The 26,950-nt window shown below is 58.3% G+C and carries 25 protein-coding genes and 1 pseudogene; 4 read left to right on the top strand and 22 right to left on the bottom strand.

Translation table 11 applies throughout. From position 1 onward, the window contains the following. Window positions 1-162: 162 nt before the first annotated feature. The 12 genes from nuoI to BM074_RS13025 form a co-directional block, all read right to left on the bottom strand. Window positions 163-654: an NADH-quinone oxidoreductase subunit NuoI gene (nuoI, locus tag BM074_RS13080; protein WP_027232476.1), complete on the bottom strand. Its 492-nt coding sequence runs from the start codon at window positions 652-654 to the stop codon at window positions 163-165. A gap of 11 nt (window positions 655-665) precedes the next feature. Then, complete coding sequence (nuoH, locus tag BM074_RS13075) at window positions 666-1,712, bottom strand: NADH-quinone oxidoreductase subunit NuoH (RefSeq protein ID WP_027232475.1); 1,047 nt, start codon at window positions 1,710-1,712, stop codon at window positions 666-668. Between the two features lie 17 nt (window positions 1,713-1,729). Continuing rightward, window positions 1,730-3,811 carry an NADH-quinone oxidoreductase subunit NuoG gene (gene nuoG / locus BM074_RS13070; RefSeq protein WP_091922996.1) on the bottom strand — a complete coding sequence of 694 codons (2,082 nt, stop codon included), beginning with the start codon at window positions 3,809-3,811 and terminating at the stop codon, window positions 1,730-1,732. A 108-nt stretch (window positions 3,812-3,919) separates the two neighbouring features. After that, complete coding sequence (locus tag BM074_RS13065; protein ID WP_091922544.1) at window positions 3,920-4,489, bottom strand: hypothetical protein; 570 nt, start codon at window positions 4,487-4,489, stop codon at window positions 3,920-3,922. Window positions 4,490-4,501: 12 nt separating this feature from the next. After that, a complete protein-coding gene (gene nuoF / locus BM074_RS13060) occupies window positions 4,502-5,803 on the bottom strand; it encodes an NADH-quinone oxidoreductase subunit NuoF (RefSeq protein ID WP_091922542.1) in 1,302 nt (433 codons plus the stop codon). Window positions 5,804-5,866: 63 nt separating this feature from the next. Further along, window positions 5,867-7,042, bottom strand: a complete 1,176-nt coding sequence (gene nuoE, locus BM074_RS13055; RefSeq protein ID WP_091922541.1) for an NADH-quinone oxidoreductase subunit NuoE — start codon at window positions 7,040-7,042, stop codon at window positions 5,867-5,869. Further along, the gene (locus BM074_RS13050; RefSeq protein WP_027232471.1) at window positions 7,042-8,232 is read right to left on the bottom strand and encodes an NADH-quinone oxidoreductase subunit D; all 1,191 of its coding nucleotides are present in this window, start codon (window positions 8,230-8,232) and stop codon (window positions 7,042-7,044) included. Before BM074_RS13050 ends, nuoE begins: the two co-directional genes overlap by 1 nt. A 42-nt stretch (window positions 8,233-8,274) precedes the next feature. Beyond that, on the bottom strand, window positions 8,275-8,883 hold the full coding sequence (locus tag BM074_RS13045; protein WP_091922539.1) for an NADH-quinone oxidoreductase subunit C: 609 nt from the start codon (window positions 8,881-8,883) through the stop codon (window positions 8,275-8,277). Window positions 8,884-8,892: 9 nt separating this feature from the next. Beyond that, complete coding sequence (locus BM074_RS13040) at window positions 8,893-9,474, bottom strand: NuoB/complex I 20 kDa subunit family protein (RefSeq protein WP_027232469.1); 582 nt, start codon at window positions 9,472-9,474, stop codon at window positions 8,893-8,895. After that, the gene (locus BM074_RS13035; RefSeq protein ID WP_091922538.1) at window positions 9,465-9,830 is read right to left on the bottom strand and encodes an NADH-quinone oxidoreductase subunit A; all 366 of its coding nucleotides are present in this window, start codon (window positions 9,828-9,830) and stop codon (window positions 9,465-9,467) included. The genes BM074_RS13040 and BM074_RS13035 overlap by 10 nt, the downstream gene beginning before the upstream one ends. A gap of 441 nt (window positions 9,831-10,271) precedes the next feature. Then, window positions 10,272-11,483 carry an MFS transporter gene (locus BM074_RS13030; protein ID WP_091922536.1) on the bottom strand — a complete coding sequence of 404 codons (1,212 nt, stop codon included), beginning with the start codon at window positions 11,481-11,483 and terminating at the stop codon, window positions 10,272-10,274. Window positions 11,484-11,644: 161 nt separating this feature from the next. Then, window positions 11,645-11,971 (bottom strand): DUF982 domain-containing protein, encoded by a 327-nt coding sequence (locus BM074_RS13025; RefSeq protein WP_175499010.1) that lies wholly within the window; start codon window positions 11,969-11,971, stop codon window positions 11,645-11,647. Window positions 11,972-12,749: 778 nt separating this feature from the next. Here BM074_RS13025 and BM074_RS13020 point away from each other — a divergent pair. Beyond that, on the top strand, window positions 12,750-13,079 hold the full coding sequence (locus BM074_RS13020; RefSeq protein ID WP_027232466.1) for a hypothetical protein: 330 nt from the start codon (window positions 12,750-12,752) through the stop codon (window positions 13,077-13,079). Between the two features lie 17 nt (window positions 13,080-13,096). Here BM074_RS13020 and BM074_RS13015 read toward each other — a convergent pair whose 3' ends face one another. The 5 genes from BM074_RS13015 to BM074_RS12995 are packed head-to-tail and all read right to left on the bottom strand — an operon-like array spanning window position 13,097 to window position 18,747. Continuing rightward, window positions 13,097-14,083, bottom strand: coding sequence for an ABC transporter permease (locus tag BM074_RS13015; protein WP_091922532.1), 987 nt, complete (start codon window positions 14,081-14,083; stop codon window positions 13,097-13,099). Beyond that, the gene (locus tag BM074_RS13010; RefSeq protein ID WP_027232464.1) at window positions 14,080-15,060 is read right to left on the bottom strand and encodes an ABC transporter permease; all 981 of its coding nucleotides are present in this window, start codon (window positions 15,058-15,060) and stop codon (window positions 14,080-14,082) included. The genes BM074_RS13015 and BM074_RS13010 overlap by 4 nt, the downstream gene beginning before the upstream one ends. Then, a complete protein-coding gene (locus BM074_RS13005; RefSeq protein ID WP_197030367.1) occupies window positions 15,057-16,583 on the bottom strand; it encodes a sugar ABC transporter ATP-binding protein in 1,527 nt (508 codons plus the stop codon). Before BM074_RS13005 ends, BM074_RS13010 begins: the two co-directional genes overlap by 4 nt. A 59-nt stretch (window positions 16,584-16,642) precedes the next feature. Next, a complete protein-coding gene (locus BM074_RS13000; protein ID WP_091922531.1) occupies window positions 16,643-17,773 on the bottom strand; it encodes a sugar ABC transporter substrate-binding protein in 1,131 nt (376 codons plus the stop codon). A gap of 41 nt (window positions 17,774-17,814) precedes the next feature. Beyond that, the gene (locus BM074_RS12995; protein ID WP_091922529.1) at window positions 17,815-18,747 is read right to left on the bottom strand and encodes an SMP-30/gluconolactonase/LRE family protein; all 933 of its coding nucleotides are present in this window, start codon (window positions 18,745-18,747) and stop codon (window positions 17,815-17,817) included. 380 nt (window positions 18,748-19,127) lie between these two features. Between BM074_RS12995 and BM074_RS12990 the strand changes: the two genes are divergently transcribed. Then, complete coding sequence (locus BM074_RS12990; RefSeq protein WP_091922528.1) at window positions 19,128-19,331, top strand: hypothetical protein; 204 nt, start codon at window positions 19,128-19,130, stop codon at window positions 19,329-19,331. Window positions 19,332-19,504: 173 nt separating this feature from the next. After that, window positions 19,505-20,251, top strand: a complete 747-nt coding sequence (locus tag BM074_RS12985; protein WP_091922526.1) for a LuxR C-terminal-related transcriptional regulator — start codon at window positions 19,505-19,507, stop codon at window positions 20,249-20,251. Between the two features lie 41 nt (window positions 20,252-20,292). Here BM074_RS12985 and BM074_RS12980 read toward each other — a convergent pair. The 5 genes and pseudogenes from BM074_RS12980 to BM074_RS12960 form a co-directional block, all read right to left on the bottom strand. Next, window positions 20,293-20,550: pseudogene (locus BM074_RS12980) on the bottom strand (transposase); the annotation flags it as partial. 95 nt (window positions 20,551-20,645) lie between these two features. Continuing rightward, the gene (locus BM074_RS12975) at window positions 20,646-22,085 is read right to left on the bottom strand and encodes an HlyD family type I secretion periplasmic adaptor subunit (protein WP_027232458.1); all 1,440 of its coding nucleotides are present in this window, start codon (window positions 22,083-22,085) and stop codon (window positions 20,646-20,648) included. A 4-nt stretch (window positions 22,086-22,089) separates the two neighbouring features. Beyond that, window positions 22,090-23,811 (bottom strand): type I secretion system permease/ATPase, encoded by a 1,722-nt coding sequence (locus BM074_RS12970; protein ID WP_091922524.1) that lies wholly within the window; start codon window positions 23,809-23,811, stop codon window positions 22,090-22,092. Between the two features lie 103 nt (window positions 23,812-23,914). Beyond that, a complete protein-coding gene (locus BM074_RS12965; RefSeq protein ID WP_091922523.1) occupies window positions 23,915-24,496 on the bottom strand; it encodes a PE-PGRS family protein in 582 nt (193 codons plus the stop codon). Window positions 24,497-24,785: 289 nt separating this feature from the next. After that, window positions 24,786-25,820, bottom strand: coding sequence for a hypothetical protein (locus BM074_RS12960; RefSeq protein WP_244532871.1), 1,035 nt, complete (start codon window positions 25,818-25,820; stop codon window positions 24,786-24,788). Window positions 25,821-26,246: 426 nt separating this feature from the next. Between BM074_RS12960 and BM074_RS12955 the strand changes: the two genes are divergently transcribed. Beyond that, entirely contained in the window at window positions 26,247-26,918 is a 672-nt protein-coding gene (locus tag BM074_RS12955) for a class I SAM-dependent methyltransferase (RefSeq protein WP_091922519.1), read from the top strand. Window positions 26,919-26,950: the final 32 nt, after the last annotated feature.

Genomic DNA, 26,950 nt, shown 5'->3' with positions numbered 1-26,950 from the left:
TCCGGCAGGTCGTCCTGCCATTAAACCCGGCAGATAAAACTGCCAATTCAAACGGATCGTTTGCCGTTGCGGCCAAATGATCTTTCAATTTTTCAAGCCTCTTAGCGCATGTTCCCCGCCGGTTGAAGATCAACGGCCAAGACACATGAGCGCAGTTCATATTCAGCGATAGGGCGCATCCATCGCGATGTTGCGCGCCAGTTCCCGCTCCCAACGATCGCCGTTGGCAAGCAGACGTTCCTTGTCGTAGTAGAGTTCTTCGCGTGTTTCCGTGGCGAACTCGAAATTCGGCCCCTCGACGATCGCGTCGACAGGGCATGCTTCCTGGCAGAAGCCGCAATAGATGCACTTCACCATGTCGATATCATAACGAACCGTGCGACGCGTGCCGTCGTTGCGGCGCGGACCAGCCTCGATCGTGATTGCCTGTGCCGGGCAGATCGCCTCGCACAGCTTGCAGGCAATGCAGCGTTCTTCGCCGTTAGGATAACGGCGCAGCGCATGTTCACCACGAAAGCGCGGGCTAACCGGTCCCTTTTCGTACGGATAGTTTAGCGTCGCCTTGGGCGCAAAAAACTGCCGCATCGACAGGAAGAATGCCCCGACGAATTCCAGAAGCAGGAGCGATTTAGCAGCTTGTGCCAGTTGTGCCATGCTCGTTCTCCTTAAGGCGTCAGGCCGGTAATTTTGAGGAAGGCCGCGGTGGCGACGACCATGAAGATCGAGATCGGCAGGAATACCTTCCAGCCAAGGCGCATCAACTGGTCATAGCGGTAGCGCGGAACGAAAGCCTTCACCATGGCGAACATGAAAAAGCAAAGGAACAGCTTGAGCAGGAACCAGATGACCCCGGGCACCCAGTTCAGGAACCACACATCGACGGGTGGCAGCCAGCCGCCAAGGAAGAGGATCGTCGTCAGCGCGCACATCAGGGTGATGGCGACATATTCACCGAGGAAGAACAGCAGGAACGCCGTGGACGAATATTCGATCATGTGGCCGGCGACGAGTTCCGATTCAGCTTCGACCAGATCGAATGGCGGACGGTTGGTCTCCGCCAGTGCCGAAATGAAGAAGATGATGAACATCGGGAACAGGCCGAGCCAATGCCAGTCGAGGAACGTATTCGGCAGACCGATCATCGTACCGAGGCCGGTCGTCTGCGACATGACAATGTCGGTCAGGTTGAGCGAACCCACGCAAAGGAGGACGGTGACGATCACAAAGCCGATCGACACTTCGTAGGAGACCATCTGCGCGGCCGAGCGCAGCGCGCCGAGAAACGGATATTTCGAATTGGACGCCCAGCCCGCCATGATGACGCCGTAGACTTCGAGCGACGAAATGGCGAGGACGTAAAGGATGCCGACATTGACGTTGGCGACCGCCCAGCCCTCATTGACCGGAATGACAGCCCAGGCCGCCATGGCAAGGACGGACGATACGAGCGGCGCCAGCAGGAAAATGCCCTTGTTGGCGCCGGAGGGGATGATCGGTTCCTTGACGACGAACTTCAAAAGGTCGGCGAAGGACTGCAGCAAACCAAACGGTCCGACGACGTTGGGGCCGCGCCGCAACTGCACGGCCGCCCAGACCTTGCGATCCGCCAGAAGCAGATAGGCGATGATCAGCAGCATCACCACCAGCAACAGCAGTGATTTGCCGAGGATGATCAGCAGCGGCAGGATGTAGGTTGCGAAAATCTCTTCCATATCAGTCTCTTTCCCGCCTACTCGGCCGCCTGCTTGAAGCCGCCCTTGGCGAGCGCCGAGCACTCGGCCATGACGGCAGAGGCGCGTGCGATCGGGTTGGTCAAGTAGAAATCCTTGACCGGCGAGATGAAGGCCGTCTTCTCGACTGCGCCGATTGCACTCGCCAGCTTCTCGACATCGGCAGGATTGCCGGCTTCGATCGAGTCGACCGAAGCGAGATGCGGATACTCCGCATAGAGGCAGGAGCGCAAGGCCGCGAGCGAGTCGAACTGCAATTTCTTGCCGAGTGTGTCGGATAGAGCGCGCAGGATTGCCCAGTCTTCCTTGGCATTGCCAGGCGCAAAGCCGGCGCGGTTCGTCATTTGCACGCGGCCTTCGGTGTTCACATAGGTGCCCGACTTTTCCGTATAGGTCGCGCCGGGCAGAATCACGTCGGCATTGTGCGCGCCCTGATCACCATGCGTGCCGATGTACACCGTGAATGCATTGTCCTTGCCGGACCAGTCGAGTTCGTCGGCGCCGAGCAGGAACAGAACATCCATGGTGCCCTGCATCTCGGCTACCGTCTTGCCGCCCTCACCCGGCACGAAGCCGATGTCGAGCGCGCCGACACGGCTCGCAGCGGTATGCACCACGCCAAATCCGTTCCAGTCGTCCCGTAGGGCGCCAGCTTCCGCGGCGATCTTTGCCGCAAGTCCCAATACCGACTGGCCGTCCGCGCGCGACAGAGCACCCTGCCCGACGATGATCATCGGGTTCTTGGCTGTCTTCAGAACCGACAGGAAATTCATCGATCCAGCCGCAAGATCGGCAAGCGTCTCGGCGCCGGCGCCAAGGTATTCGTACTTATAGCGCAGGTCGGCCTGTTCACCGATCAGGCCGATCGGCGTTCCAGCGGCACGCCAACGCTTGCGGATACGAGCGTTGAGCAGCGATGCCTCGAAACGCGGATTTGATCCGATGATGAGGATCGCATCAGCCTGCTCGATCCCGTCGATCGTCGGATTGAAAATGTATGAAGCGCGGCCGCCCGCCGTAGCAAGCGCCGAGCCGTCCTGACGTGCGTCGAAATTGGCCGAGCCAAGCGACGCCATCAGCGCCTTAAGTGCATACATCTCCTCGACACTGGCGAGATCGCCGGCAATGGCGCCGATCTTGCTACCGTCAGTTTTGGCAACGGCGGCCCTGATCGCGTCGAAGGCCTCCGGCCAGGTGGCGGCAACGAGACGCCCGTCCTTGCGGATATAGGGACGGTCGAGGCGCTGCGTGCGCAGGCCGTCCCAGATGAAGCGCGTCTTGTCGGAAATCCATTCCTCGTTCACCTGCTCGTTGACGCGCGGCAGGATGCGCATCACCTCGCGGCCACGGGTATCGACGCGGATCGCCGAGCCGACTGCATCCATCACATCGATGGATTCCGTTTTGTTCAACTCCCAGGGACGAGCCTGGAAGGCATAGGGCTTCGAGGTCAGCGCACCGACCGGGCAAAGATCGATGACGTTGCCCTGGAGTTCGGAGGTCATCGCCCGTTCGAGATAGGTGGTGATCTCGGCATCTTCACCGCGGCCGATCAGGCCGAGTTCGGAAATGCCTGCAACTTCCGTCGTAAAGCGGACGCAGCGGGTGCAATGGATGCAGCGCGTCATGATCGTCTTGACGAGAGGACCGATATATTTGTCCTCGACGGCGCGCTTGTTCTCGCGATAACGCGAGGAATCAACGCCAAAGGCCATAGCCTGGTCCTGCAGATCGCATTCGCCACCCTGATCGCAGATCGGGCAATCGAGCGGATGATTGATGAGCAGGAATTCCATCACGCCTTCGCGGGCCTTCTTGACCATCGGGGTATTGGTGAAGATTTCCGGGGTCTCGCCATTCGGACCGGGGCGCAGATCGCGCACGCCCATGGCGCAGGAGGCTGCCGGCTTCGGCGGTCCGCCCTTCACTTCGATCAGGCACATGCGGCAATTGCCGGCAATCGACAAACGCTCGTGGAAGCAGAAGCGCGGAACCTCGGCACCCGCCGTTTCCGCAGCCTGCAGAAGCGTATAGTGATCCGGTACCTCTATTTCCTTACCGTCGACTTTGATCTTTGCCATCGTCCGTCCAACCTCGCGGAACATACCGCATTCCAGTCCGGCATTTCCGCAGTTGCCGAAATGCCCTTAATTCTCAACGTGCCGGGTAACAACCGGCGCGCACCTTGTTCAGGGTTTCCCCATCAATCGATTTGCCTGGCCAACCCAATCGTCGCGCACAATGCGCCCCCCGAACTTGAGTTCGTCATCGACCTTCGCGATCTCGTCCGCCGTCCATCCGGCGATCTGCGCATAGGTGCTTATTCCCATGCCGTTCAAGACCTGCTCAAGCTTCGGCCCTATGCCCGCGATCCGCTTCAGATCGTCGGCCTCAGTCGTCACGGCCGGAGCCAATGTTACGGCAATTGCCGTTTCAACTGGAACAACCTGCGGCTCTACGGGTGCCTGAAGCCGCTTCGCGGGTGCCGTGGCAGTCTTGCCGCGAATGATCATCTTGAGATCATCGACGTCCGCTGCAACGCGCGGAGCACCGGCTTCCGCCGTCTTCGAGTTCAGATCAAACGCCCCGGCAAAAGCACCGGCCCAGAAACCCCACATCTGGCTGGCAATGCCAAGACCGATTGCGGATGCGGCGGCGGCCGCGCCCAGCGACGGCGTCAACAGGTTAACTGCCGCAACCGTGTGGTTCGGCATCAAGGCTGTCCATGTGTCGATGCGATGTTTTGCGTTGTCTGCCATCGGCTTTTCCACCTATTCCGCCGCTTCGAGCACAGGGCTCGGCGAGGCATTGCGGGAAAACTCGTCGATGCGGCGCTCAATTTCAGGGCGGAAACTGCGGATGAGGCCCTGAACCGGCCATGCCGCGGCATCGCCAAGCGCACAGATCGTATGACCCTCGATCTGCTTGGTGACGTCGAGCAGCATCTCGATCTCGCGCTTCTGCGCGTTGCCGGTAACCATGCGCTCCATCACCCGCCACATCCAGCCTGTGCCTTCGCGGCAAGGCGTGCACTGGCCGCAGCTTTCGTGCTTGAAGAAGTAGGAAATACGGGCGATGGCGCGAACAATGTCGGTGGACCTGTCCATGACGATCGCGGCTGCGGTGCCGAACGACGACTTGACTGCACGCAGCCCGTCGAAGTCCATCGGGCAATCGATAATGTCCGCTGCCGGAACCACCGGGCAGGAAGCACCGCCGGGAATGACCGCCAGAAGATTGTCCCAGCCGCCACGGATACCACCGCCATGCTTGTCGACGAGCTCGCGGAAGGTAATGCCCATGGCTTCTTCGACGGTGCATGGCTTGTTCACGTGACCGGAAAGCATGAAGAGCTTGGTGCCGACATTGTTCGGCCGGCCGATACCGGAGAACCACGCCGCGCCGCGACGCAGGATCGTCGGCGCAACAGCGATCGATTCGACATTGTTGACGGTGGTCGGGCAGCCATAAAGGCCCATATTCGCCGGGAATGGCGGTTTCAGCCGCGGCTGGCCCTTCTTGCCTTCGAGGCTCTCGAGAAGCGCTGTTTCCTCGCCGCAAATATAGGCGCCAGCGCCATGATGGACGAAGATATCGTAGTCCCAGCCATTCTTGTTGTTCTTGCCAAGAAGACCGGCGTCGTAGCATTCATCGATTGCCGCCTGCAGCGCCTCGCGCTCGCGGATATATTCGCCGCGCACATAGATGTAGCAGGTGTTGGCACCCATGGCGAAACCGGCAATCAGGCAGCCTTCGATCAGCGTATGCGGATCGTGCCGCATGATATCGCGGTCCTTGCAGGTACCGGGCTCGGACTCGTCGGCATTAACGACGAGGTAATGCGGACGTCCGTCGCTTTCCTTGGGCATGAACGACCATTTCAACCCTGTCGGAAAGCCCGCGCCACCACGACCACGAAGGCCGGATGCCTTCATTTCGTTGATGATCCAGTCGCGACCCTTTTCGAGGATCTGCTTGGTGCCGTCCCAATTGCCACGGCTCATCGCGCCCTTCAAGGACTTGTCCTTGTGGCCGTAAATATTGGTGAAGATGCGGTCTTTGTCAGCGAGCATTTCGCACCTGTCCTACTCTCTTCGTCCATTCCAGGCGGGCGCTCAAGGCAGCCGCCAAATTGATCATCTCGGCTTCTTGCCGAAAACCTTGATGTATTCCGCTTCGCCGCCCTTGGCCAAAGCCTTGGCTTGCTTGACCCATTCGTCGCGCTCGATGCGGCCATTGAAATTCAGGTAGTTGTCGACCCACTCCCGCTCGGCCTTCTTCCAGGCAGCAACCTGGGCGAAGGTGAAAATGCCAAGCTCATGCAAGATATCTTCAATCTTCGGTCCAACGCCTGCAATCAGCTTCAGATCGTCAATGACGGCCGGTCTTTCGATTGCAGCCGGCCGGCTCTTGTCTTCCAGCGAAACAGGCTTTGCGGCGATATCTACGCCCTGGACGTCAGGCTTCTCACCGAGCGAACCTTCCGCGATCGGAGGATTCTTGATGGTGCGTGCAGCAACAGGCTTTGCTGCCGGCTTCGACGTCGCATCCTCGGCCGCTTTCGTCGCCTTCACCCTTGATGGCGACTTGATCGCGGCATTGGTCGTTTCGTCGTGCGTAACGGGCTTTGCCGCGTTCGAAGGCGGGATGGATGCGCTATCCGGCGCAGCCTGTGGTGCGCTCTTCGGCGTGGCGGCACCATTTCCATCGGTCAGCGATGTGAGGCCGCCCTCCGGTGCCGAGAAGATGCGGTCAATCTGCGGTCCTACAGGGACCGAGGCGCCGTTTCCAGCCTCGAAGGCATCGATGATTTCCTCGAGGCGTTCCGGGGTCAGATCCTCATAGGTGTCCTTGAACACCATGACCATCGGAGCATTGACGCACGCGCCAAGGCACTCGACCTCTTCCCACGACAGCGTGCCGGCTTCGTTGGTGTGGAACTGTTCGTGGTGAATCTTGTGCTGGCAGACGCGTTTAAGCTCGTCCGCTCCCCGCAACATGCACGGCGTCGTGCCGCATACCTGAATGTGCGCCCGCGTTCCGACCGGCTTCAACTGGAACTGCGTATAGAAGGTGGCGACTTCGAGCACACGGATCAGCGGCATGTCGAGCATGCCGGCGACATGTTCGATCGCTGCCTTCGTGACCCAGCCATCCTGCTCCTGCGCGCGCATCAGCAAGGGGATAACAGCCGACTGCTCACGCCCCTTCGGATATTTGGCAATCGCTTTCTCGGCCCAGGCACTGTTTTCGCGATTGAACGCGAATGCCGCTGGCTGGATATTATCTTCTGCAAGACGACGGACGGACATTAACGATCAACCTCACCAAATACGATATCGAGCGAGCCGAGCACCGCCGATACGTCGGCGAGCATGTGGCCACGACACATGAAGTCCATGGCCTGGAGATGGGCAAAGCCTGGTGCGCGCAATTTCACGCGGTACGGCTTGTTGGACCCGTCCGAGACGAGGAAAACGCCGAACTCGCCCTTGGGCGCTTCCACGGCTGCATAAACCTCCCCGGCGGGGACGTGATAGCCTTCCGTGTAAAGCTTGAAGTGATGGATCAGCGCTTCCATCGAACGCTTCATCTCGCCGCGCTTCGGCGGTACGATCTTAGCCGAGGTGTTCGATACCGGACCAACACGCTCCTTGCCAAGCAAAAGGTCGACGCACTGGCGCATGATCCGCACAGACTGGCGCATCTCCTCCATGCGGATTAGATAACGATCATAGCAATCGCCATTCTTGCCGATGGGAATATCGAACTCCATCTCGGCGTAACATTCATAGGGCTGCGACTTGCGCAGATCCCAGGCGGCGCCCGAACCGCGGACCATGACACCGGAGAAACCCCATGCCCACGCATCCTCAAGCGTAACGACGCCGATATCGACATTGCGCTGCTTGAAAATGCGGTTTGGCGTGATCAGATCGTCGAGGTTCTTTACTGTCTGAAGGAACGGATCGCACCATTTGCCGATGTCTTCGACGAGTTTATCCGGGATGTCCTGATGAACACCACCTGGCCGGAAATAGGCGGCGTGCATGCGCGCGCCGCACGCCCGCTCGTAGAACACCATCAGCTTTTCGCGCTCTTCAAAACCCCAGAGCGGCGGCGTCAGCGCGCCAACGTCCATGGCCTGCGTCGTCACGTTCAAAAGGTGGGATAGAATGCGCCCTATCTCGGAAAAAAGCACACGGATAAGCTGACCGCGCCTCGGCACCTCGATCTCAAGCAGGCGCTCGACGGCAAGCGCATAGGCATGCTCCTGATTCATCGGAGCCACGTAGTCGAGCCGATCGAGATAGGGCACGGCCTGCAGGTAAGTCTTGGCTTCCATTAACTTTTCGGTGCCGCGATGCAGGAGACCGATGTGCGGATCGACGCGCTCGACCACCTCACCGTCAAGCTCGAGCACGAGGCGCAAAACGCCATGCGCCGCAGGATGTTGCGGGCCGAAGTTGATGTTAAAGTTACGGACGCTATGTTCAGTCATGGCTTGCTCCGCGAGATGGGAGACACAGTCTCATCAACACGCTCAATTTGTCTTCGCCTTCTCATCGCCCGGCAGCACGTAATCCGTGCCTTCCCATGGCGACTGGAAGTCGAAATTGCGAAATTCCTGGCGAAGTTCGACAGGCTCGTAAACGACCCGCTTGATCTCATCGTCGTAGCGAACTTCGACAAATCCCGTCAGCGGGAAATCCTTGCGCAGCGGATGCCCCTCGAAGCCGTAGTCGGTGAGGATGCGGCGCAGATCCGGATGACCCGAAAAGAGCACGCCGTAAAGATCGTAGGTTTCGCGCTCGTACCAATCGGCACCGGGATAGACCGCTGTCGCTGAGGGAACCGGGGTATCCTCGTCGGTTGCGACCTTGACGCGGATGCGCAGATTCTGTCGCGGGGACAAGAGGTGATAGACGACGTCAAAGCGGTGCTCGCGTGACGGATAATCCACACCGCTGATGTCGATCAGCGAAATGAACTGGCATTGTACGTCGTCACGCAGGAACGTCAGTGTATCGATCAGCTTGTCGCCGCCAACCTCGATCGTCAGCTCGCCATAGACGAGTTCGGCGGACTTTATTCCCAGTGACGGCTGTTCGCCGAGATGGCGGGAGAGTTCACCCAAGGCTTCTTCGAACATCGCCCTCTCCTATCGCTCGATCGTGCCGGTGCGGCGGATCTTCTTTTGCAGGAGCAAAACGCCGTAAAGAAGCGCTTCCGCGGTGGGCGGACAGCCGGGCACATAGATATCGACAGGAACGACACGGTCGCAGCCGCGCACCACGGAATAAGAGTAGTGATAATAGCCGCCGCCATTGGCGCAGGAGCCCATCGAGATGACATAGCGCGGCTCAGGCATCTGGTCGTAGACCTTGCGCAGCGCCGGCGCCATCTTGTTGGTAAGCGTGCCCGCAACGATCATGACATCCGACTGGCGCGGGGAAGCACGCGGCGCAAAGCCGAAACGCTCGCCGTCGTACCGCGGCATCGACGTGTGCATCATCTCGACGGCGCAGCACGCCAGGCCGAACGTCATCCACATCAACGATCCGGTGCGCGCCCAGGTTACCAGCGCGTCAGCCGAAGTGACGAGGAAGCCCTTGTCGGCAAGTTCATTGTTGATTTCGCCGAAGAATGCATCATCCGAACCTATCGGCTTGCCGGTGTTGGGATCGAGGATGCCCTTGGGTTTTGGTGCAACGAGGGTGGTGGTGCCGTCGGTCAATCCCATTCCAGCGCTCCCTTCTTCCACTCATAGATAAAGCCGATCGTCAGAACGGCGAGAAACACCATCATGGACCAGAAGCCGAACCAGCCAATCTTGCCGAAGGATATCGCCCACGGGAACAGGAAGGCCACTTCCAGATCGAAGATGATGAACAGGATCGAAACGAGATAGAACCGCACATCGAACTTCATGCGGGCGTCGTCGAACGCGTTGAAACCGCACTCGTAGGCCGACAGTTTTTCCGGATCCGGCGCACTGTATGCGACCAGAAAAGGCGCAACCAACAGTGCCAGACCGATTACCAGCGCTACCCCGATAAAGATAACGATGGGCAGGTAGGAACTTAATAGCTCGTTCATGATCCGTCTTTTTCCGCCTTGTGAACTCAGGCTGACAAGAATGCCATGTTATGCACATGACTGCCACTTATACGCGACAGATCACACTATCCCGGAAGATGGTGCGATGCGGCGAGGGTTAGCGCGTTAGCGCCATGCGCGCAAGTGCGACGATGGCCGCAAATCTGTTCGCAAGTTCCAGCTTCCGCGGTGTCCTCTTGCTCCAAAATCGTCAATTTCTGCATGTTTTGCCTTGTTTTCGCGCCAAATAGGCCGTGAATGCCTCTTTAGAATGATATTAATGTGGACCGCGCTTTCGGGCCTGCGGGACGAGAGATATCTGACTGCGACATTCGGTCCTATAAACGATTTAACCCCTTAAACGCCGCGATCCCTGAAGCGCACGCCAACAAGGCGCAAGCGCCCGTGCCTCAGCACCGAACAGGCTACAGCAGCGTTGGTTCAAACACCTGCCAAAGGCTCGAGACCGAGGCCCTGCCGTTCTTCGCTGGGGGCCTTTTCGCGGTACTGCTTCCTGTCGAGCAGCATCGACCAGGTTGCCACCGCAAGTCCGGTCGCGGCCAATAGCGAAGCCACATAAGGCAAATTCTGATAGGAGACCCCGAATGTCAGCGCGACGCCGCCAATCCACGCTCCCGCCGCATTGCCTACATTGAACGCGCTCTGGTTGAGCGTCGCCGCAAGATTAGGCGCGTCCCCAGCCGTTTCCACCACGCGCATCTGCAGGGGCGGAATGGCGATGAAAAAGATCAGGCCCCAGAGGAAGACGCCGGCGATCGCGGCAAACTGGTATGTGCTGATCCCGGCAAAGACAATATAGACAAAGACAAGTGCAAGCAGGGAGCCAATCACCGTCGGCATCAGCTTCCAGTCGGCGAGCCTGCCGCCCAGGATATTGCCGAGCGTAATTCCCGCACCGAAGAGCAGCAGCACCCAGGTGACCGACGAGGCCGGAAGGCCAGAGACGTCGGTCAGAATTGGCTTGATATAGGTGAAGACCGCAAACAGGCTGCCCGAGGCAAGCGCCGATATCAGCATGGCAAGCCATACCTGCAACTTGCCGAGCACCCTGATTTCGCTGAGGATGCCCGTGCCCTTGTCCGTATCCTTCGCTGCGGGAACGAGGAAGGCGATGGCAATGACGGCGGCGATGCCGATCGCGACAACTGCAAAGAAGGTGGAACGCCAGCCATAGGCTTCGCCAAGTGCAGTCCCCAACGGTACACCGAGAATGTTGGCAAGCGTCAGGCCGGCAAAGAGCAGCGCAATCGCGCTCGCGCGCTTGTGCCGGGGAACGAGATTTGCCGCAACGACCGAACCGATACCAAAAAATGCGCCATGACCGAAGGCGGTAAAGACGCGCGCGACCATCAGCATCCAGTAGTTCGGTGCGATGGCACAAAGGAAATTGCCAATGACGAACAGCATGGCAAGTCCGACGAGTACGGGCTTGCGCGGCAGCGAAGCCGTGGCGATGGCAATGATGGGTGCACCGACGACGACGCCGAGAGCATAGCCTGTCACCAGCAGGCCTGCATGCGGAATGGAAACGCCGAGATCAGCAGCAACCTCAGGCAACAGGCCCATGATCACGAATTCGGTCGTTCCAATACAGAACGAGGCGATAGCTAAGGCGAGAATCGGCAAAGGCATGGGAAGGACCGCGAGTCTTGAGAAAGTACCGATCCTGCATAGCGTAGCACGTTAAACAAATGACGATTGTGCAATGCAGCGATGCATTTCCGCTGGAACTGCGAGTTAAGCGTGCGAAAGCCGGCGAAGAGGGTGTCCGCCTCGCCGTCCGGTTGAATCAATCACCTTGCCCGATCGTGATGGTCAGGCTGGGCCGCCTCGTCCTCAACCGAAAAGGCTGCGGCGTTCACCTTGTCGTTGGCTGGACGGTGGGCGGCTGACGCTTCGGTCTTTTCCTCGACGAACGCATCGACTTCCTTGGCTGCTTCAACGAATGCGAAACGAGCCGCTCTGGCGGTTGCTTCACCATCCAAAGCCTTGGCACATACGGCTTTTGCTTCTTCGTAGAGAGGGCCGCATTGTTTCGTCCAGCAATGCTTCAACAGGTCCGCAGCCTGCTTAACCGAAGACACGTTCATAATCGTGCCGGAGCGCGGTGATTTGATCATTACATGTTCAAAGGATTGATCACGCATAACACAAGAATGCGGGGCAATAGGAATGGTTCCGGAGGCTCCCCGGGACCATTTAAGATCTACTTACAGTAGAATTCGGTTCGTATTGAACCAAAGTAGTTGAAATGCGTTTGATTAGTGGATTGCATGGCATGACAATTTTGTGAGTCGGAAAGACCGCGTTCACAAAGGGGTTGGCTCCAGGAACGTTTGCTGATATTCGGCCGGCTCCATTGAAGAAGGACTTATGCAGCAATGAACAGTCACTTTGCTCTCATCCTGGCGATGCTTACGGCAGTAGCCTGGACCGGAACACTGGTTTATCTGGTCAAGCGGTGGAGCCACGGTCACGGTCGGAAGTGACAATTTCCGGTGATTTGTACCGGAATGTGATTTGACAGCCTAAATCGAAAGTATCAGGGTGGGTGTAAGCCCTCCCCCGGCCCATGGAGGCTCGACGATTGCCATCGACGTGAGTGGCGCATCGTCGAGCCTCATTTTTCTCAAAATAGCTCTAAGTGCGCAACCAATGTCTGGTTTCCGCGTTATTGTAGTGTCGGGAGCGTTATTTGAACCCGTTTCAGATATCCCGATCGAGGCCCAGTATCGTCCATGGCACCAAACGCTGTGTGGCAATCTGGGCCTCACTCATGAGCACACATCCCCATCTAGTCCTTTGGATGTAGTTGCGCATCACCCATCCGATTAGGTTGTTCGGCTTTTACCCCTAGGTTAGCGTTTTGTGAAAACGCGTGACTCGGGGGACTTGCGCATGCTGATAACGATACTGCTGGGCTTGGCCCTCACTGCTGGAAAGGTAGACAAGGGTGATGCCGTCATGCAGGCCCAGTTCGACCTGCTCAGATTGTCCTATGCATGTGGCGATCCGCTGTACAGATCGAAGCGCGACTCGACCCGGCGCTGGATCGAACGGCTGGAATCAAACACAACCTACAGTATGCAGGACGTTGCAGATCTCGATAGCGGTCTGAAGAACGGCACCATCAAACCCGCGACCCGGGTAGAGCGCGGTGACTGCATCAAGCTTCTCGCCGATGGGGAGGCGAAGGTCGAAAGCCTCGTCGAGGAATACAACCGCTAGTAATATTATTTCATTGACTATTTCCGGTCGATCTCGCCGCGTCCGTAACCGAGCAACATGACAAGAATGACGACGCCGTAGATGATCTGGCGCCCTGCCTCCGGCATTTGCATCACAGCCAGGATCGATTGCAGCAGCGTTATCAGGATAACGCCGGCGATCGTGCCGAGATAATTGCCCTTGCCGCCAAGGATATTTGTTCCGCCAAGCACAACGGCCGCAATGGCCGGCAGAAGATAGGGGTCTCCCATCGCCTGGTAGGCCTTGGTCGAATAGCCGGCCAATAAAACACCTGCAAAAGCCGCCGCGGCACCGGAGAGCACGAAACACCAGATGATGACGCCATTGGTGTTCACGCCTGAAAGATATGCCGCCGATTCGCGATTGCCGACCGCATAGACCCGACGCCCGAAGGCGGTTCGGGTTAAAAGATAGGTGGTGAACCCGCCGACGATGATCCAGATGAAAAGCGCGTTGGGAAAGCCGAAGAACAAGCGCCCGACTGCCATGAAGTGCATCGCGTCGGTTGCATGATCCTGCGGTGCGAAGCCGCCGGTGTGCAGCACCATGAGACCTTGGACGACCGCATTCATGCCCAACGTGAAGATCATCGACGGCAATCGCAAATAGGCGACGCCGAGTCCGTTGAGCAGGCCGACAAGCGCGCCGCAAAGCACGCCGACCGGAATCGCGACGACATTGCCGATGTCGCCGAACCAGCCGGCGACAGCCGTCGCCATCATGGCTCCTAGCGTGACGGTCCAGGGTATCGACAAATCGATGTGACCGATGAGAATAACCATCATTGCGCCCGAGGCGATAATGCCAAGAAACGCGCTGATCTGCAGTTGCTGCAGGAGATACTCCGGAGAAAGAAACTCGCGCGAATAGAGTGCGCCGCCAAGCAGCATCAAGACGATGCAGCCGAACGCAATGATGACGGAGCGGTCGAGTGTAAACCGGAGGATCGGAACAGTGCCGGCCTGAAGCTTCTGATCGTTCATGCGAAAAGCTCCAGCCGGTTGCGAATGCGCAGCACGCGGATGGCGCCGAGGCTGACGGCAGCAAGAAGCACGACGCCCTGAAACAATGGCTGCCAGAGCGGATCGAGATTGAAGACGAAAAGCAGGTCCTCGATTGTGCGCAGCACGAATGCCCCGAAAATGGAGCCGATGGCGGATCCCCATCCGCCAAAGAGCGACGTTCCGCCGATCACAACAGAAGCGATCGAGTTCAGCGTATAGGAGCCGGCTATCGGCGCGGATGCCTCTCCCGAATAGGTGTTGAAGGTCAGCATCAGGCCGCCAAGTGCGGCGAGAAAACCCGCGAGCGTATAGGCGAGCAGTTTGGCGCGTTGGACCGGCACGCCCGACATATACGCCGCTTGCTCATTTGAACCTACGGCATAGGCCGCGCGGCCGAGAACCGAGCTGCGATAGGGCAACCAGACCAGCACGACAACGGCCAGGAGAATAACCAATGCGGTCGGAATCACTCCGAAAAGCTGGCCGGTCGCAAAATCCGCGAGGTCGGACTGCACATCTCCGCCGGGGCCCGGCCTGATGTAAAGCGCGATGCCGTAGAAAATCGCCCCCGTGGCGAGTGTGGTGATGATAGGCTGAAGCCTGCCCCAGACGACGATGGCACCATTGAGGAAGCCAGCCGCGGCCCCGACGGCAAGGACGGCCACAGCACCGAGCAGCCCCTCGCCCAATGTGCCGACCACGATCGCCGAGGCGAGGCAATTGGCAAGGATGAATATCATCCCGACAGAAAGATCGAGCCCGCGCGTCAACACTGGCAGGGTCTGGGCCATGGCAACAAGTGCGAGTAGCACCGCCTTGTTCGCCGCCGTTGCGGCAACAGCGGCGTTCAGACCCACCGGATGGTTCGAGGTGTATATGGTGAACATCAAAATGAAGAGTGCAATCGCGCCCAGGAGACCGGCATTGTGCGAGATATGATGGCGAAGATTGCTCATGCGGCCTGCTCCTTGCCATTCACGTTCAGCGCTGTCTCGATGATATTTCGCTCGTTGAGATCGCGACCGAAAAGTTCGCGCGCTATCCTGCCGCCATACATCACCAGCACCCGGTCGCAGCAGCCGATAAGCTCGGCATAATCTGTGGAGTAGTAGAGGATTGCGACGCCGCTATCGGCAAGATCGCGCAGCAGCTTGTAGATTTCCTGCTTCGTGCCAACGTCAATGCCACGGGTCGGATCGTTCAAGAGAATGATCCCCGGCCCGGTCATGAGCCATTTCGCCAGCACGACCTTTTGCTGGTTGCCGCCGGAAAGCGTGCTGACGGCGGCCGCAAGATCGCTGACCTTGATCTTCAGGCTTCTGATCATCTGCTCGACCGCCGCATGTTCTGCGCTGCGGTCAAAGCGAAGCCCTTTTTGGAACCGCGACAGCGAAGCAAGGCTGATGTTGTCGCGAATGTTCATCGGCAGCATCAGCCCTTCTGTTTTCCTGTCTTCAGGGATAAGGGCGAGCGGCAGCCCTGCCCGCAGGGCCGCGCGCGGGCCGGACAGCCGTTGCTGCTTGCCCAGAACCTCAACTGTTCCGGATACGCCCTTCAAAACGCCAAACAATGCAAAAAGCAGCGAGCGCTGGCCCTGGCCATCCAATCCGCCCAGCCCGACGATTTCGCCCTTGCGAACGTCGAGAGAGATGTCCTTCAATTGCTCCGCCCAGGAAAGGTTACGAACCGACAGAGCCACGGGCGCCGAAAGATCGGCGGCGGGCTTTTCGGGATAGTGGTGGGTGAGTTCACGGCCGATCATCATCTGGACGATGGCGTCCATCGAGCGCTCGCCGATGCCAAACGTCTCGATCTTGCGTCCATTACGGAAAACCGTCGCGCAATCGGCAAGCGCAGTAATTTCATGCATCCGGTGCGACACGTAGAGTATGCCAACACCTTCGGAACGCAGTTTACGGATGATCGCATAGACACGTTCCACGTCGGCGGCGGTAAGCGCCGAGGTCGCTTCGTCAAGGATCAAAAGCTTTGGCCGTTTTGCCAAAGCCTTGGCAATCTCGACCATCTGGCGGCGCGACAAGGGAAGGTTGCGCACGAGTTCGAGCGGATGGATATCGTCGCAGCCGATCATCGCCAAAAGTTCACGCGCCCGTTCGCGCTGTGCGCGCGCATCGATCAAACCCGCCCGCATCGGCGGTGAAACGATTGAAAGATTGTCGGCGACAGTCATATCGGGAAGCAGCGACAATTCCTGAAAGACGCAAACCACGCCCGCCGCCATTGCCTCGGTCGGGTTGCGGAAATCGACTCGCTTTCCTTCTACATAGAGTTCGCCTTCACTCGGGTCTGTCACCCCGGCGGCAATCTTTATCAGCGTCGATTTCCCTGCGCCGTTCTCACCGAGAATGGCGTGAATCTCGCCGGGATAGGCAACGAAATCCACCTCGCTCAAGGCCGCTATGCCACCATAGCTTTTCGAGACATGCTTCATTTCCAGAATGGGCGCGGGTTGCGACACGTCATCCTCCTCCAAGACGCGAGTTTACCGGGGCGCGAATGCGCCCCGGTTGGTGCCGCTTACTGGTCAGCCTTCGTCTGGCCCATGATTTCCTGCGCCGAGAAGTTGATCCCACAGGTCGGGAAGGAATTGCCGACGAAGAAGTTGTCGCTCTCCTTCGCATAGTAGCTGTCGCCGTCCTTGAAGTTCGGGTCCTCGACAATCGACAGTGGCAGCGAGATCGACTGCGGCACGACCTCGCCCTCAAGCGCGGCTATCGCCGTCTTGATGGCAACCGCGACCTGGGCCGGCCCGGTCCCGGCGGAGGTGCATTTCAGCCCATCCTTCGAATGTTCGGCGCATAGTTTGCGGAAACCATTCTCGGTTTCGCCGCCGACCGGCACGAATGGATGCTTCGCGTCAATCATAGCGCGGACCGTACCTGTCGAGCCGCCCTGTACCGACACACCGTCGAAATGCTTGTGGACGGCGATGGCATCGGCAACGACCTTCTGGGCGGTGCCGTCATCCCAGCGGCCGACCACCTCCACCGTTTCCCATTGACCGCCGGACTTCTTCAGGACTTCCTGAATGCCCTCATGGCGATCACGGTCGACCGATGTACCGGTGACCCCGCGCACTTCAAGGAGCTTGCCCTTGTTGCCTGGCACGTTCTTGACCAGCCAATTGCCCCACAGTTCACCGAGGCCCTTCTGATCGACATTCACGTTGACGGCTTCATCCGTATCGAGCGTGTTGTCGAATGCGACGAGCACGACGCCGGCGGCATTTGCGCGCTTGATTACCGGTTTGAAGGCGGTTGGATTCTGCGCGTTGACAACAATCGCATCGTAGCCGGAATTGATGAAATTATCGACGGCAGCAATCTGTGCGGCGACATCATCCCCGGTCGATACGACCTTGAATTCCTTCAACTTGGCTTTGACTTCGGGCAAGGCGGCATAGGCTTTGGCGGTCTGGATCATCTGGATGCGCCAGGTATTGCCGATAAATCCATTGGCAAGGGCTATGCGATAGGGACCTTCTTTCTTGGGCCACTGGAAAAACTTGGTCTCGGACGTTTGCGGCTTGAAGCATTCGGCATCCTTGCTTGGGCCTTTTACGACCTCGGGGCCTGCAGCATAGGCGGATACACTCATCATCAGACTGACCGCTGTCGAAATCATCATGCTCTTTAGAATCATGCTCATTTCTGCTCCTCCTCCGTTGATTTATTGTCGTTGCCTGCCGATTACGGTGCCTGTACTCCCTGTCTCCTGGTCTCCACCGCGTAGACCGAACTTGTCGCCGTTATAAAAAGGCGTGATTTGGACGGTCCGCCAAACGTCAGGTTGGCGACAACCTCCGGGACCAGAACGCGGCCGAGCCTTTCGCCCGCCGGCGTATAGCAATGGACGCCGTCCGCGGCGGATATCCACAGAAGGCCCTCCGTATCGACACGCAATCCGTCCGGCACTATGTCGATAACCGCGACAACCCGGCTTTTTCCAAGCTTGCACCCGTCGACGACATCCAATGCGCGCACATGATGTGGGCGCGTATCATCGAAGCCGAAACCAAATCCGCCGGCCCGGCCTGAATCCGCGATGTAAAGGACGCTCTCGTCGGGCGAAAAGGCAAGTCCGTTGGGCCTGTCGAAATCATCGGCCACCAATTCCACGGCGCGGGTATCAGGATCGATGCGATAGACATTGTTGCCATCGATCTCGCGGTCGGCCCGTATGCCCTCGTAATCCGAAATGATCCCATAGGGCGGGTCGGTGAACCATATCGAGCCGTCGGACTTGACCACAACGTCGTTCGGCGAATTCAGTCGCTTGCCCTGCCAGTGAGTTGCAAGAACCTCATACGCGCCATCCTTGCCGGTTCGGCTGACACAACGCCCGCCGTGCTCGCAGGATACCATTGCGCCGTCGCGGTCGAGCGTGTGGCCATTGGCACGTTGCGAAGGCTGCCTGAAAACCCGCACGCCCTTTGTTTCTGACCATGTCATCATCCGGTTGTTGGGAATATCGGAGAAACGCAGTTCCTGGATATCATTCAGCCACACCGGCCCCTCGGCCCAGACAAGACCGGTTGCGATCTGCTCGAGCTTGGCATGCTCGGGAAAGAATCCCGCAAAGCCGCGTTCATCTTCCGATAGAAAATGTTGTTCAACTCCCATACGCCGGCCCTCCCGTGCCGGTTAGTCTCGCTGGACGCGAGACGCCTTAACCTTTCCCTCTCATGCCGCCATGAGGCATCTCACGACATGGCGCTCGCCCGCGTGTCGCCCGGACAGCGAAATTCCGTCGCGCGCAACACGATCGCAGTTGCAAGCGGTAACGGGTCCTATCAGCATTGTTTTCGGGTAACGGCCGGCGACACGTCCCACCCCTGAATAGAGATTTTATATCTAAGATAACATATGCGTCATCGAGAGCCCAAGACTTTGTTAGCCGGAACGCCTGTCTTTACGATTATAAGTTGCATAGGCTGTATGCAGCGCGTTACCACGTTCCGTGCCACCCGAGACAAGCTCATTCCAAGGGCAAGGAGAAATGTATGACAGTCGCAAGAGCCATCGCCGCACTCATTACAGCTTGCCTGCTTATGGGCTGCAGCAGTGCCAAAGGCGACTGGCGCGCGCGTTATAACGCGATGTGGCGGACGGAACGCTCATGCGCTTCGGGCTATTACGATTGCGGCCTGCGAACCAGCAATCAGGCGAGCCTTCACGGCGCGCGCAATAACAGAAACTGGCACTGACGCAACAACCGGGAAAGCGCCCCGCACCATTGGATATCAGCCAAAGGATATAGCCCTATGGAGGCATACCTATGTCCAGATTGGAGTTAATCCCCTTTTTATCATGACATGACGCACGAACGGGAATAATATGTGTTGCAAATGGATTGCAAAAAATCCAAGGGGGGCTGCACGTGTCCATTAACTCTGACACAAAACGCCGTAAGGCGCGTAATGCGCCGACTGTAATCGTCATAGAGCAACATACACTGGCAAGGACGACAATAGTCAGACTTCTCGAACACGAGCTCGCTGGCTGGGACTTTATCGATATGGTCTCAATAGAGACTCTCGATAGTGCTCTTGGAATGGACGTGCGGCTTATCGCACTCGACCTTGCCGGCCGGACACTGGACAGTACCAGCCTCAACGACGATCTCGACGCAATCAGGGAACGTTTCCCTGAAGCCTCGATCGCACTTCTATCAAATACTGACGATACGTTCGTGGCTTCGCAGGCGCTCGAAATGGGCATACGTGGCTATTTCACGACATCCATTCCGCTCGATGTTGCGCTCGCGGGCATGCGCCTTGTATTGGCGGGCGGTGTGTTTTACCCGCATCCGCTGGTCGCCTCACCTTCGCGCAGTCGCGCAATCATTGCGCCCAGCGGGCCTGCAGACGAGCCGCGCAAGGTGATCAGCGTCAATACCGATTATTTGACGATAGCCGATTTCACGCCGCGCGAGGCGGACGTGCTCGCAGAATTGCAGTGTGGACACCCCAACAAGGTGATCGCTGGCAAACTCAACCTGTCGGGCCACACGGTGAAAATGCATCTGCAGCACATCATGCGCAAGTTGCAGGTCCAGAACCGTACGGAAGTCGTTGCCCGCCTTGGCCAAAGGGCGATGGCAGACCAGGACGTCAGGGCCAACTGAGGCTTTGTGTAGAATCGCTTCTAGGCATTTCCGCGTGAGGTCTTCTCAAGCATTTCACTCAGCGTCGCCGCGGCCAGCATGGTCTCGGCGAGCAGTTTTTTGAGCTTCTGGTTTTCTTCTTCCAATGCTTTCAGTCTTCTGGCGTCGAACCCGACATTCTTGAACTGCAATGACTGCCAGCGATAGAATGTCGGCTCGCTGATACCGTGCCGGTGGCAAACTTCGGCCACCGTCGTTCCGGCCTGGTGTTCTTTCAGAATGCCTGTGATTTGATCGTCGTCGAACTTTCTCTTACCCATCGATACGATCCTTCGATGGCCGCTGCCGGCGAAGCGGATGCGGCGGAACAACCCGGCATGGTGTTCCGCCCGAATTGATCCGTCCCACGCCCATATCAGTCTTCGCGGAACGCGCGGTGGAAGCTGTCGATGAGGGGACGCAGCGCATAGAATGCAACGCTGTTTTCGCCGGTCTCGATCAGAGCCTGGGCAGGCATGCCCGGAACGAGCTCCACATCGCGCATCTTAGCCAGCCGTTCGTCGGTCACGCGGATGGTCGCGGCGTAATAGGGTTGGCTCGTCTGCTTGTCGACAAGACGGTCGGCCGAAACGTATTCGACGATACCCTTGAGCAGCGGGACGCGGCGTTGATTGTAGGGGAGCAGGTGAACCTGTGCCTGCAAGCCCGGATGGACGACATTGATGTCTTCCGGCCGCACCCGCGCCGAGACGACAAGCTTGTCTTCACGCGGCACGAGATCGACAAGGGGTTGCCCCTCACCGATGACGCCGCCCGTCGTATGGACACGCAAATCCATTATCGTGCCGTCTTCTGGCGCGCGGATCGAGGTCCGCGTCAATTGATCGTCGATGGCGCGCAGGCGTTCGCTCAGCTGCAGAATCTGCGTTTCGGTGTCGCGCATGCCTTGCGAAACCTCGTTGAGGCGATCACTCTCGAGCTTGACAAGATATGCCTGGCTTTCGCTGATGACCTGATAGGCGCGGGAAATCTGCGCGGTGACCTCACCGAACTGACCATCGAGATCGGCTTTTTCCCGGCCAAGAACGAGTAGCCGGCTCTTGCGCTCGAGACCCTTTATCGCGAGCGGAGTGACCGTCTCTAGTTCCTGTCGGGCGATCTCGACCCGTTCCGTTAGCGCGGCCTTTTGCGCCGTAAGCCCTGTGATTTCCTCCTGCACCTGCTCCATCTTCTTTTGCGTGATCGCAATTTCGGATTGGAGGACCTGTTTGCGCGTCTCGAAGATCCGCTGTTGACCGCTGAGGATGCCGTCAACCGATGGGTTGTTGTGGCGAACTTCTTCAAGATCGATGGGGTACACGACACGGTCGAGGTTCTTTTGCTCCGCGAGTAGGCGAGCGTGACTCGCCTTGGCATCCCAGAGCTGGCCCTGGAGGCTGTCGCGCTCTGAACGTGATTTCGTGTCGTCAAGCTGGAAGAGTACCTGCCCCGCCTTTACTGCATCGCCGTTCTTGACAAGGATCTGGCGTACGATGCCGCCCTCCAGATGTTGGATGGTCTTGCGGCTCGACTCCGGCTCGACCAGCCCAGATGCGATCGCTGCGCTTTTGAGCGGTGCGAAAATCGACCATGTGCCGAAGCCGATGATGAAGACCCCGATCAGGAGGTTGCCGACCAGGGCGACCCTGCGGAGCCGTGACATGGGTGACGGCGCTGCCAACAGGGTGTTGACCTGCGTGCCTTGCGGCGAATAGCTGAGCAGCCTTTTGAGACTCGTGCCGGCTAGAGCGGTCCGGCGCATCACGCTCAGTGCTCCGGTCATACGTGACGGAATCTCGGATTGAACGAGGGCCATGGCTCTATCCTTGTGTCCCTGCCGGTGACGGCGGCTGGAGATAGGTGTCGTAGATGTGATCGCTGTCGCCGAAGGCGTCGACCGTACCGTTACGCATGATCGCAATCTTGTTGGTCACGGGCAGCAGCCCCATGCGGTGGGTGATGATGACGACAGTCATCCGGCGCGCCTTCATCCGCTCGATGGCGTTGAACAATACGCGCTCACCGTCAAAATCGAGGCTAGAGTTCGGATCGTCGAGCACGACCAATGAGGGATTGCCATAGGCAGCGCGCGCCAATCCAAGTTGCTGGCGCTGCGCGCGCAAAAGCAAGGCACCGCCGTCGCCGATGTCGGTATCGTAGCCCTGCGGCAGCCGCATGATGGTGTCATGCAACCCGACAAGTTTTGCCGCTTCGATGGCCTTGCTGGCGTCGCCACCGTCAAGGCGCCCGATCACGTCTCTGATGGCACCGCCAAAGAGTTCGATATCCTGCGGAAGATAGCCGATATGCCCGGCGCCACCGCAAAGCCGCAGCGCCGATATATCGACGCCTCCGAGAAGCGCGCAACCGTTTGTCGGCTGCAGGACGCCTGCCATGATACGGCCAAGGGTGGATTTGCCGGAACCCGACGCACCGATCAAGGCGACACAATCGCCAGGCGCTAGTCGAAGATTCACGCCCTCCAGCAGATTTTTTTCCTTGAACGGCAGCTTGTAGCCAACATTGTCGAGTACGAGACCGCTCGATTCCGGTACCGGCACGATGCGGGCATCGGTGCCAGACTGGACGGCGATGAGCATTCTGTTCAACCGGTTGAAGGCATTGCGGGCAAAGGCAAATGACCGCCATGCGCCGATTGCCCCCTCCACCGGCGCGAGCCCGCGGCCAAGCAGAAGGCTTGCGACAAAGATGATACCGGGGCTGCTGTTGGCTTCAAGAACAAGCCACGTAGCAGCACCCATGACCAGGATCTGCGTCAGCGTGCGGATCGATTTCGAAAATGCCAGGATGATTTCGGTCCGGTGCATGGCGCTGTCCTGCGCCTTGCGGGCAAGTTCGGCGTCGCGATAGACGATTTGCGCTGCGCCGTCTTGCATGCCCATCGAGCGGATGACCTGTATGTATTTGAGGGCGGTTGCGAATTTGGAATAGCTGCGTGCCAGCGCGAAATTCGCATGCGCCAGAGGTTCGCGTGTCGCAAATTCCGTCAGCAGCGCAAGCAGCAGCAGCGATACGGCGCTGACGAGGCCGATAGCGCCAAGCAAAGGGTGCACCATGAAGAGCAGAAGCAGGAAGACCGGCGCCCAGGGCACATCGAAGAGCAGAGCGCTTGCGGGGGAATCGAGAAACTGGCGCAGCGAGGCAAGATCGCGATAGCAATCTGTGGCTGTTCCGGTATCGGCGCGCGCGGCGTATTCGAATGACGCGGTCAGTACCATCGGACGAAGCCGATGATCGAGCCAGCTGCCGATCCGCGACAGCGCGGCGCGGCGCACAATATCGAGCGCCGAACCCACGACCACGGCCGCCGCAATGATCAACGTCAGCATCACCAGCGTGTCGGCACTACGGCTCGACAGCACGCGATCGTAAATTTGCAGGAGGTAGACCGAGGGGGCCAGCAGGAAAAGGTTGTAGCCGCAACTATAGACGAAGACGAGCCCGAAGGCTCCGGCGCAGGCGCGGAGCGCGAGGACCAGATGCGTCGGTTGGCGCTGGGATTGTGTGAGGTTCGTTGTCATTATCGGGGTCTCAATACGCAGGGTACTGACAAGGCAGACGCGTGGTCACACCATTCGGAGAGGCAGGATCGCCGGATATACCGGCGATCCTCCTGGGGTCTGCTTATGATCCCAGATCGTGCAGGTCGATCGAGCCGAGCACGTTGACGAAATGATCAAGCGCATTGTTGACCGTCGTCGTTGTGGTTTCAGGATCCGTGTGAACAACGGCTGCGGAAATATCGCCGCCGAGTGCATTGTTGCCGTTACCGCCATTGCCGCCGACGCCAGCAAGGATCGTGGCGTGCTGATCAGCAGCAAGCTCGTTCAGCTGGTTGCCGGTCGTAGCAGCAGAAACCGCTGCAACGTCGCCGCCGCTATTGTTGGACTGGCTGCCGTTCGATGTTGCGTCGCCGCCTGCACCGCCAGCACCGAGATTGGTGATCGCTGCCAGGAAGCCATCATGGGCCGAAGCGTTACCGCCCTGCCCGCCGCCACCAGCTTCCCAATCCGCCTTCTGCCAGACATCATCGCCGTTGTACAATTTGGTATGTGCGCCTTCGACAGTCTGTGAGGCTTCAAAATAGGCTGTAGGGCTGAAGTTGATCGTGCCCTCATTGTATCCATCGCCGCCATTGCCGGCATTGGCGTCGCCTGCATCGGAATGATTGAGCTGGATGGTGTCAGACAATTGTGGAATAGGCATAATTTTACTCCTCTACTTTAGTTTTTGTCCGTGTTTCTCCCACGGCCCGGTACCCAGCAGTCTCCGCCAGGCAAGATAACCGCCCCATTAGAGTGCTCGCGTTCGGGCCGGCGAACTAGCTAGATATTCGGGGATGTTCCTTTGGGCGGGGTGGCTTCGAAGAGTGGTATGTAGTCCGGGAACGGACAAATGGATGTATCCTGCCGTTCAGCCAAACGACCTGCAGACGGCGGGCGCAATGGCCGCCGTCTGCAGAAAAAACCCTGTTTGCTTTGTGGGCTAGCGCACTTTAAGCGTGCATGAACGACATGATGTCGTCCACGAGTGAGGCGTGATCAACCGTCAGGTTACCCTCGCCGCCATGCCCGCCGATGCCAGCCATCTGCAGCGCATGCTGGTCATAGAGCACGTGGTCGATCTGTTGGGCGTCCGCGGTGCCGCCCGCCGGAACGGCAATATTGACAGGATGGAAATAGCCGACATTGACATCGACGATGCTGCCGTTCGAATAACCGGAGCCGCCGCCGCCTCCCGAGCCCATGCCGGAACCGGTGAAGATCGTATCTGAACTTAAATTGAAGCCGCCACCGTCTCCGCCAATGCCGGCGATTTGGACGGCACCCTGATCAAAAACAACATTGTTGGTCTGGTGAGCTTCGGCCGATCCGCCGGCTGCGCCAACGGCGATGTTGATTGGCGAAAAGATGGCGACGTTCACATCGATCATGCTGCCGATGAAGTACCCGTTGCCACCGTGCCCGGCATAAAGATCGCCGCTATAGGTGAGCGCCGTTCCAGCGCCCCCAGGCGAATTGGTGATGGCACCATTGTGGTCGCCGCCATCGCCGCCGATGCCACCGATCTGGGTCGCGCCCTGCAAGAAGAGGGCATTATTGTCCTGATGGGCCGTCGCATGCGAGCCTGAACCCCAGGATACGGCCGTATTGACGGGAGCAAAGACCCCGACGTCAGAGCTGACCATGCCGCCGTAGAAAATACCGTTACCGCCGGTCCCGGCGTGGTTCACGGTATCGCCGCCCCCGCCATTCAAAACGACATTGCCGCTGCCACCGTCTCCGCCCATGCCAGCCATTTCGGTAACATGCTGATTCATCAGCGCATTGTTACCCTGATTGGCGTCGGCCGAGGAATGAGGGCCAGCGATGGCAGCATTGGAAGGCGTAAAGATCGCGAGCGGATCGGCCGATATAAGCCCGATGGCGATCCCATCGCCACCGCTGCCGGCGGAACTGCTCGGAAGAACTTCAAGCGGAAGCCATGTCGGCACGAGCGCCAGATGCCCCGAAGCGGAACCCGGGATCATGCTTTGATTGACGCTCGGGTTGAGCGCTTCTTCCGCTACGGGCCGATTATCCGCCATGACGTCTCTCCACTCCGCTTACACGCACGGTCCCGACAAAACATACGGGCGCATGGTTCTTATTGTCCGCTATTGTGAAGGCGAACGGCGAAAAAGAAGAGCCTGCAATTCGTCTACAGCCGTTTGGGCGTAGGAATAGCCGTTTGGCTATATCCCTCGGCTTTCAACTCCGCGGGCCCGACCGGCCCGAGGGTGCCCCCTAGCGCACCTTCCTGGGCAGCCGGCATAGACGACAAAATGCCTTCCGCTTCTAGAACAATTTGACGCCTTCGCTGTCGAGGAAGGCGCCGATGCGACTTTCCGGCTGCCCGTCATTGTGATCTGATGCTTCATCGATTAGGCTATGGTCGATGAAATAGGGGATATGGAATGGCCTTAGAGTCTGCAGCCAACGTCACTGAGATTTACAAGAAGCGCTTCATAGAAACTGGCCTCGCGAAACGGGACCGGGTATGGAAAACGCTTTGCAGCTCGTATTTCAACGATCTCGTAGTTGCGGATGGCTCTATCCTGGATCTCGCTTGCGGATATGGCGAGTTCATCAACAACATCAACGTTCGGGAAAAATACGCGGTTGATCTTAACCCGGACGCGGCGGAGCACCTTCTTCCCACGGTATCCTTCACGCCATCAATGGCTGATGATCTTGGCCACTTGCCAAGCGACTCGCTTGATCGCGCATTTACGTCAAATTTTCTTGAGCACCTTCCGGACAAAAAGGTTTGTGACGCGGTTCTCAAAGAAATTCTGCGGGTTCTAAAACCCGGCGGGCGATTCATCATTATGGGCCCCAACATTCGCTACGCTTACAAAGAGTACTGGGACTTTTACGATCACTATCTGCCTCTCTCCGATGTGTCCCTGGCGGAGGGCCTCGCAATGAACGGTTATAAGGTCGTTTCGGTGACAGATCGCTTTCTACCATTCACAATGGCAAACAAGCAGCCTACGCACGACCTGCTTATAAAAGCATATCTGCGTATGCCTTTCTTCTGGCGTTTCTTTGGAAAGCAATTTCTTGTAGTCGCCGAGAAGCCGTGACCAATCTTGTCGATGCTCTATTGGGCATAGAT

Source organism: Phyllobacterium sp. CL33Tsu (genome assembly GCF_900113985.1).
Lineage (GTDB): Bacteria > Pseudomonadota > Alphaproteobacteria > Rhizobiales > Rhizobiaceae > Phyllobacterium > Phyllobacterium pellucidum.
This window is presented reverse-complemented; position numbering and strand designations above follow the sequence as displayed.

Coding starts and splice junctions, on each gene's coding strand:
- BM074_RS12970 (WP_091922524.1), bottom strand. CDS start 23,811: ATGACAACGAACCTCACACAATCCCAGCGCCAACCGACGCATCTGGTC.
- BM074_RS13050 (WP_027232471.1), bottom strand. CDS start 8,232: ATGACTGAACATAGCGTCCGTAACTTTAACATCAACTTCGGCCCGCAA.
- BM074_RS13025 (WP_175499010.1), bottom strand. CDS start 11,971: ATGATCAAATCACCGCGCTCCGGCACGATTATGAACGTGTCTTCGGTT.
- nuoI (WP_027232476.1), bottom strand. CDS start 654: ATGGCACAACTGGCACAAGCTGCTAAATCGCTCCTGCTTCTGGAATTC.
- BM074_RS12975 (WP_027232458.1), bottom strand. CDS start 22,085: ATGGCCCTCGTTCAATCCGAGATTCCGTCACGTATGACCGGAGCACTG.
- BM074_RS13045 (WP_091922539.1), bottom strand. CDS start 8,883: ATGTTCGAAGAAGCCTTGGGTGAACTCTCCCGCCATCTCGGCGAACAG.
- BM074_RS13035 (WP_091922538.1), bottom strand. CDS start 9,830: ATGAACGAGCTATTAAGTTCCTACCTGCCCATCGTTATCTTTATCGGG.
- BM074_RS13015 (WP_091922532.1), bottom strand. CDS start 14,083: ATGAACGATCAGAAGCTTCAGGCCGGCACTGTTCCGATCCTCCGGTTT.
- nuoE (WP_091922541.1), bottom strand. CDS start 7,042: ATGTCCGTCCGTCGTCTTGCAGAAGATAATATCCAGCCAGCGGCATTC.
- BM074_RS12955 (WP_091922519.1), top strand. CDS start 26,247: ATGGCCTTAGAGTCTGCAGCCAACGTCACTGAGATTTACAAGAAGCGC.
- BM074_RS13040 (WP_027232469.1), bottom strand. CDS start 9,474: ATGGGATTGACCGACGGCACCACCACCCTCGTTGCACCAAAACCCAAG.
- BM074_RS12965 (WP_091922523.1), bottom strand. CDS start 24,496: ATGCCTATTCCACAATTGTCTGACACCATCCAGCTCAATCATTCCGAT.
- BM074_RS12990 (WP_091922528.1), top strand. CDS start 19,128: ATGACAGTCGCAAGAGCCATCGCCGCACTCATTACAGCTTGCCTGCTT.
- BM074_RS12960 (WP_244532871.1), bottom strand. CDS start 25,820: ATGATCCCGGGTTCCGCTTCGGGGCATCTGGCGCTCGTGCCGACATGG.
- BM074_RS13030 (WP_091922536.1), bottom strand. CDS start 11,483: ATGCCTTTGCCGATTCTCGCCTTAGCTATCGCCTCGTTCTGTATTGGA.
- nuoG (WP_091922996.1), bottom strand. CDS start 3,811: ATGGCAAAGATCAAAGTCGACGGTAAGGAAATAGAGGTACCGGATCAC.
- nuoH (WP_027232475.1), bottom strand. CDS start 1,712: ATGGAAGAGATTTTCGCAACCTACATCCTGCCGCTGCTGATCATCCTC.
- BM074_RS13010 (WP_027232464.1), bottom strand. CDS start 15,060: ATGAGCAATCTTCGCCATCATATCTCGCACAATGCCGGTCTCCTGGGC.
- nuoF (WP_091922542.1), bottom strand. CDS start 5,803: ATGCTCGCTGACAAAGACCGCATCTTCACCAATATTTACGGCCACAAG.
- BM074_RS13000 (WP_091922531.1), bottom strand. CDS start 17,773: ATGAGCATGATTCTAAAGAGCATGATGATTTCGACAGCGGTCAGTCTG.
- BM074_RS13020 (WP_027232466.1), top strand. CDS start 12,750: ATGCTGATAACGATACTGCTGGGCTTGGCCCTCACTGCTGGAAAGGTA.
- BM074_RS13065 (WP_091922544.1), bottom strand. CDS start 4,489: ATGGCAGACAACGCAAAACATCGCATCGACACATGGACAGCCTTGATG.
- BM074_RS12995 (WP_091922529.1), bottom strand. CDS start 18,747: ATGGGAGTTGAACAACATTTTCTATCGGAAGATGAACGCGGCTTTGCG.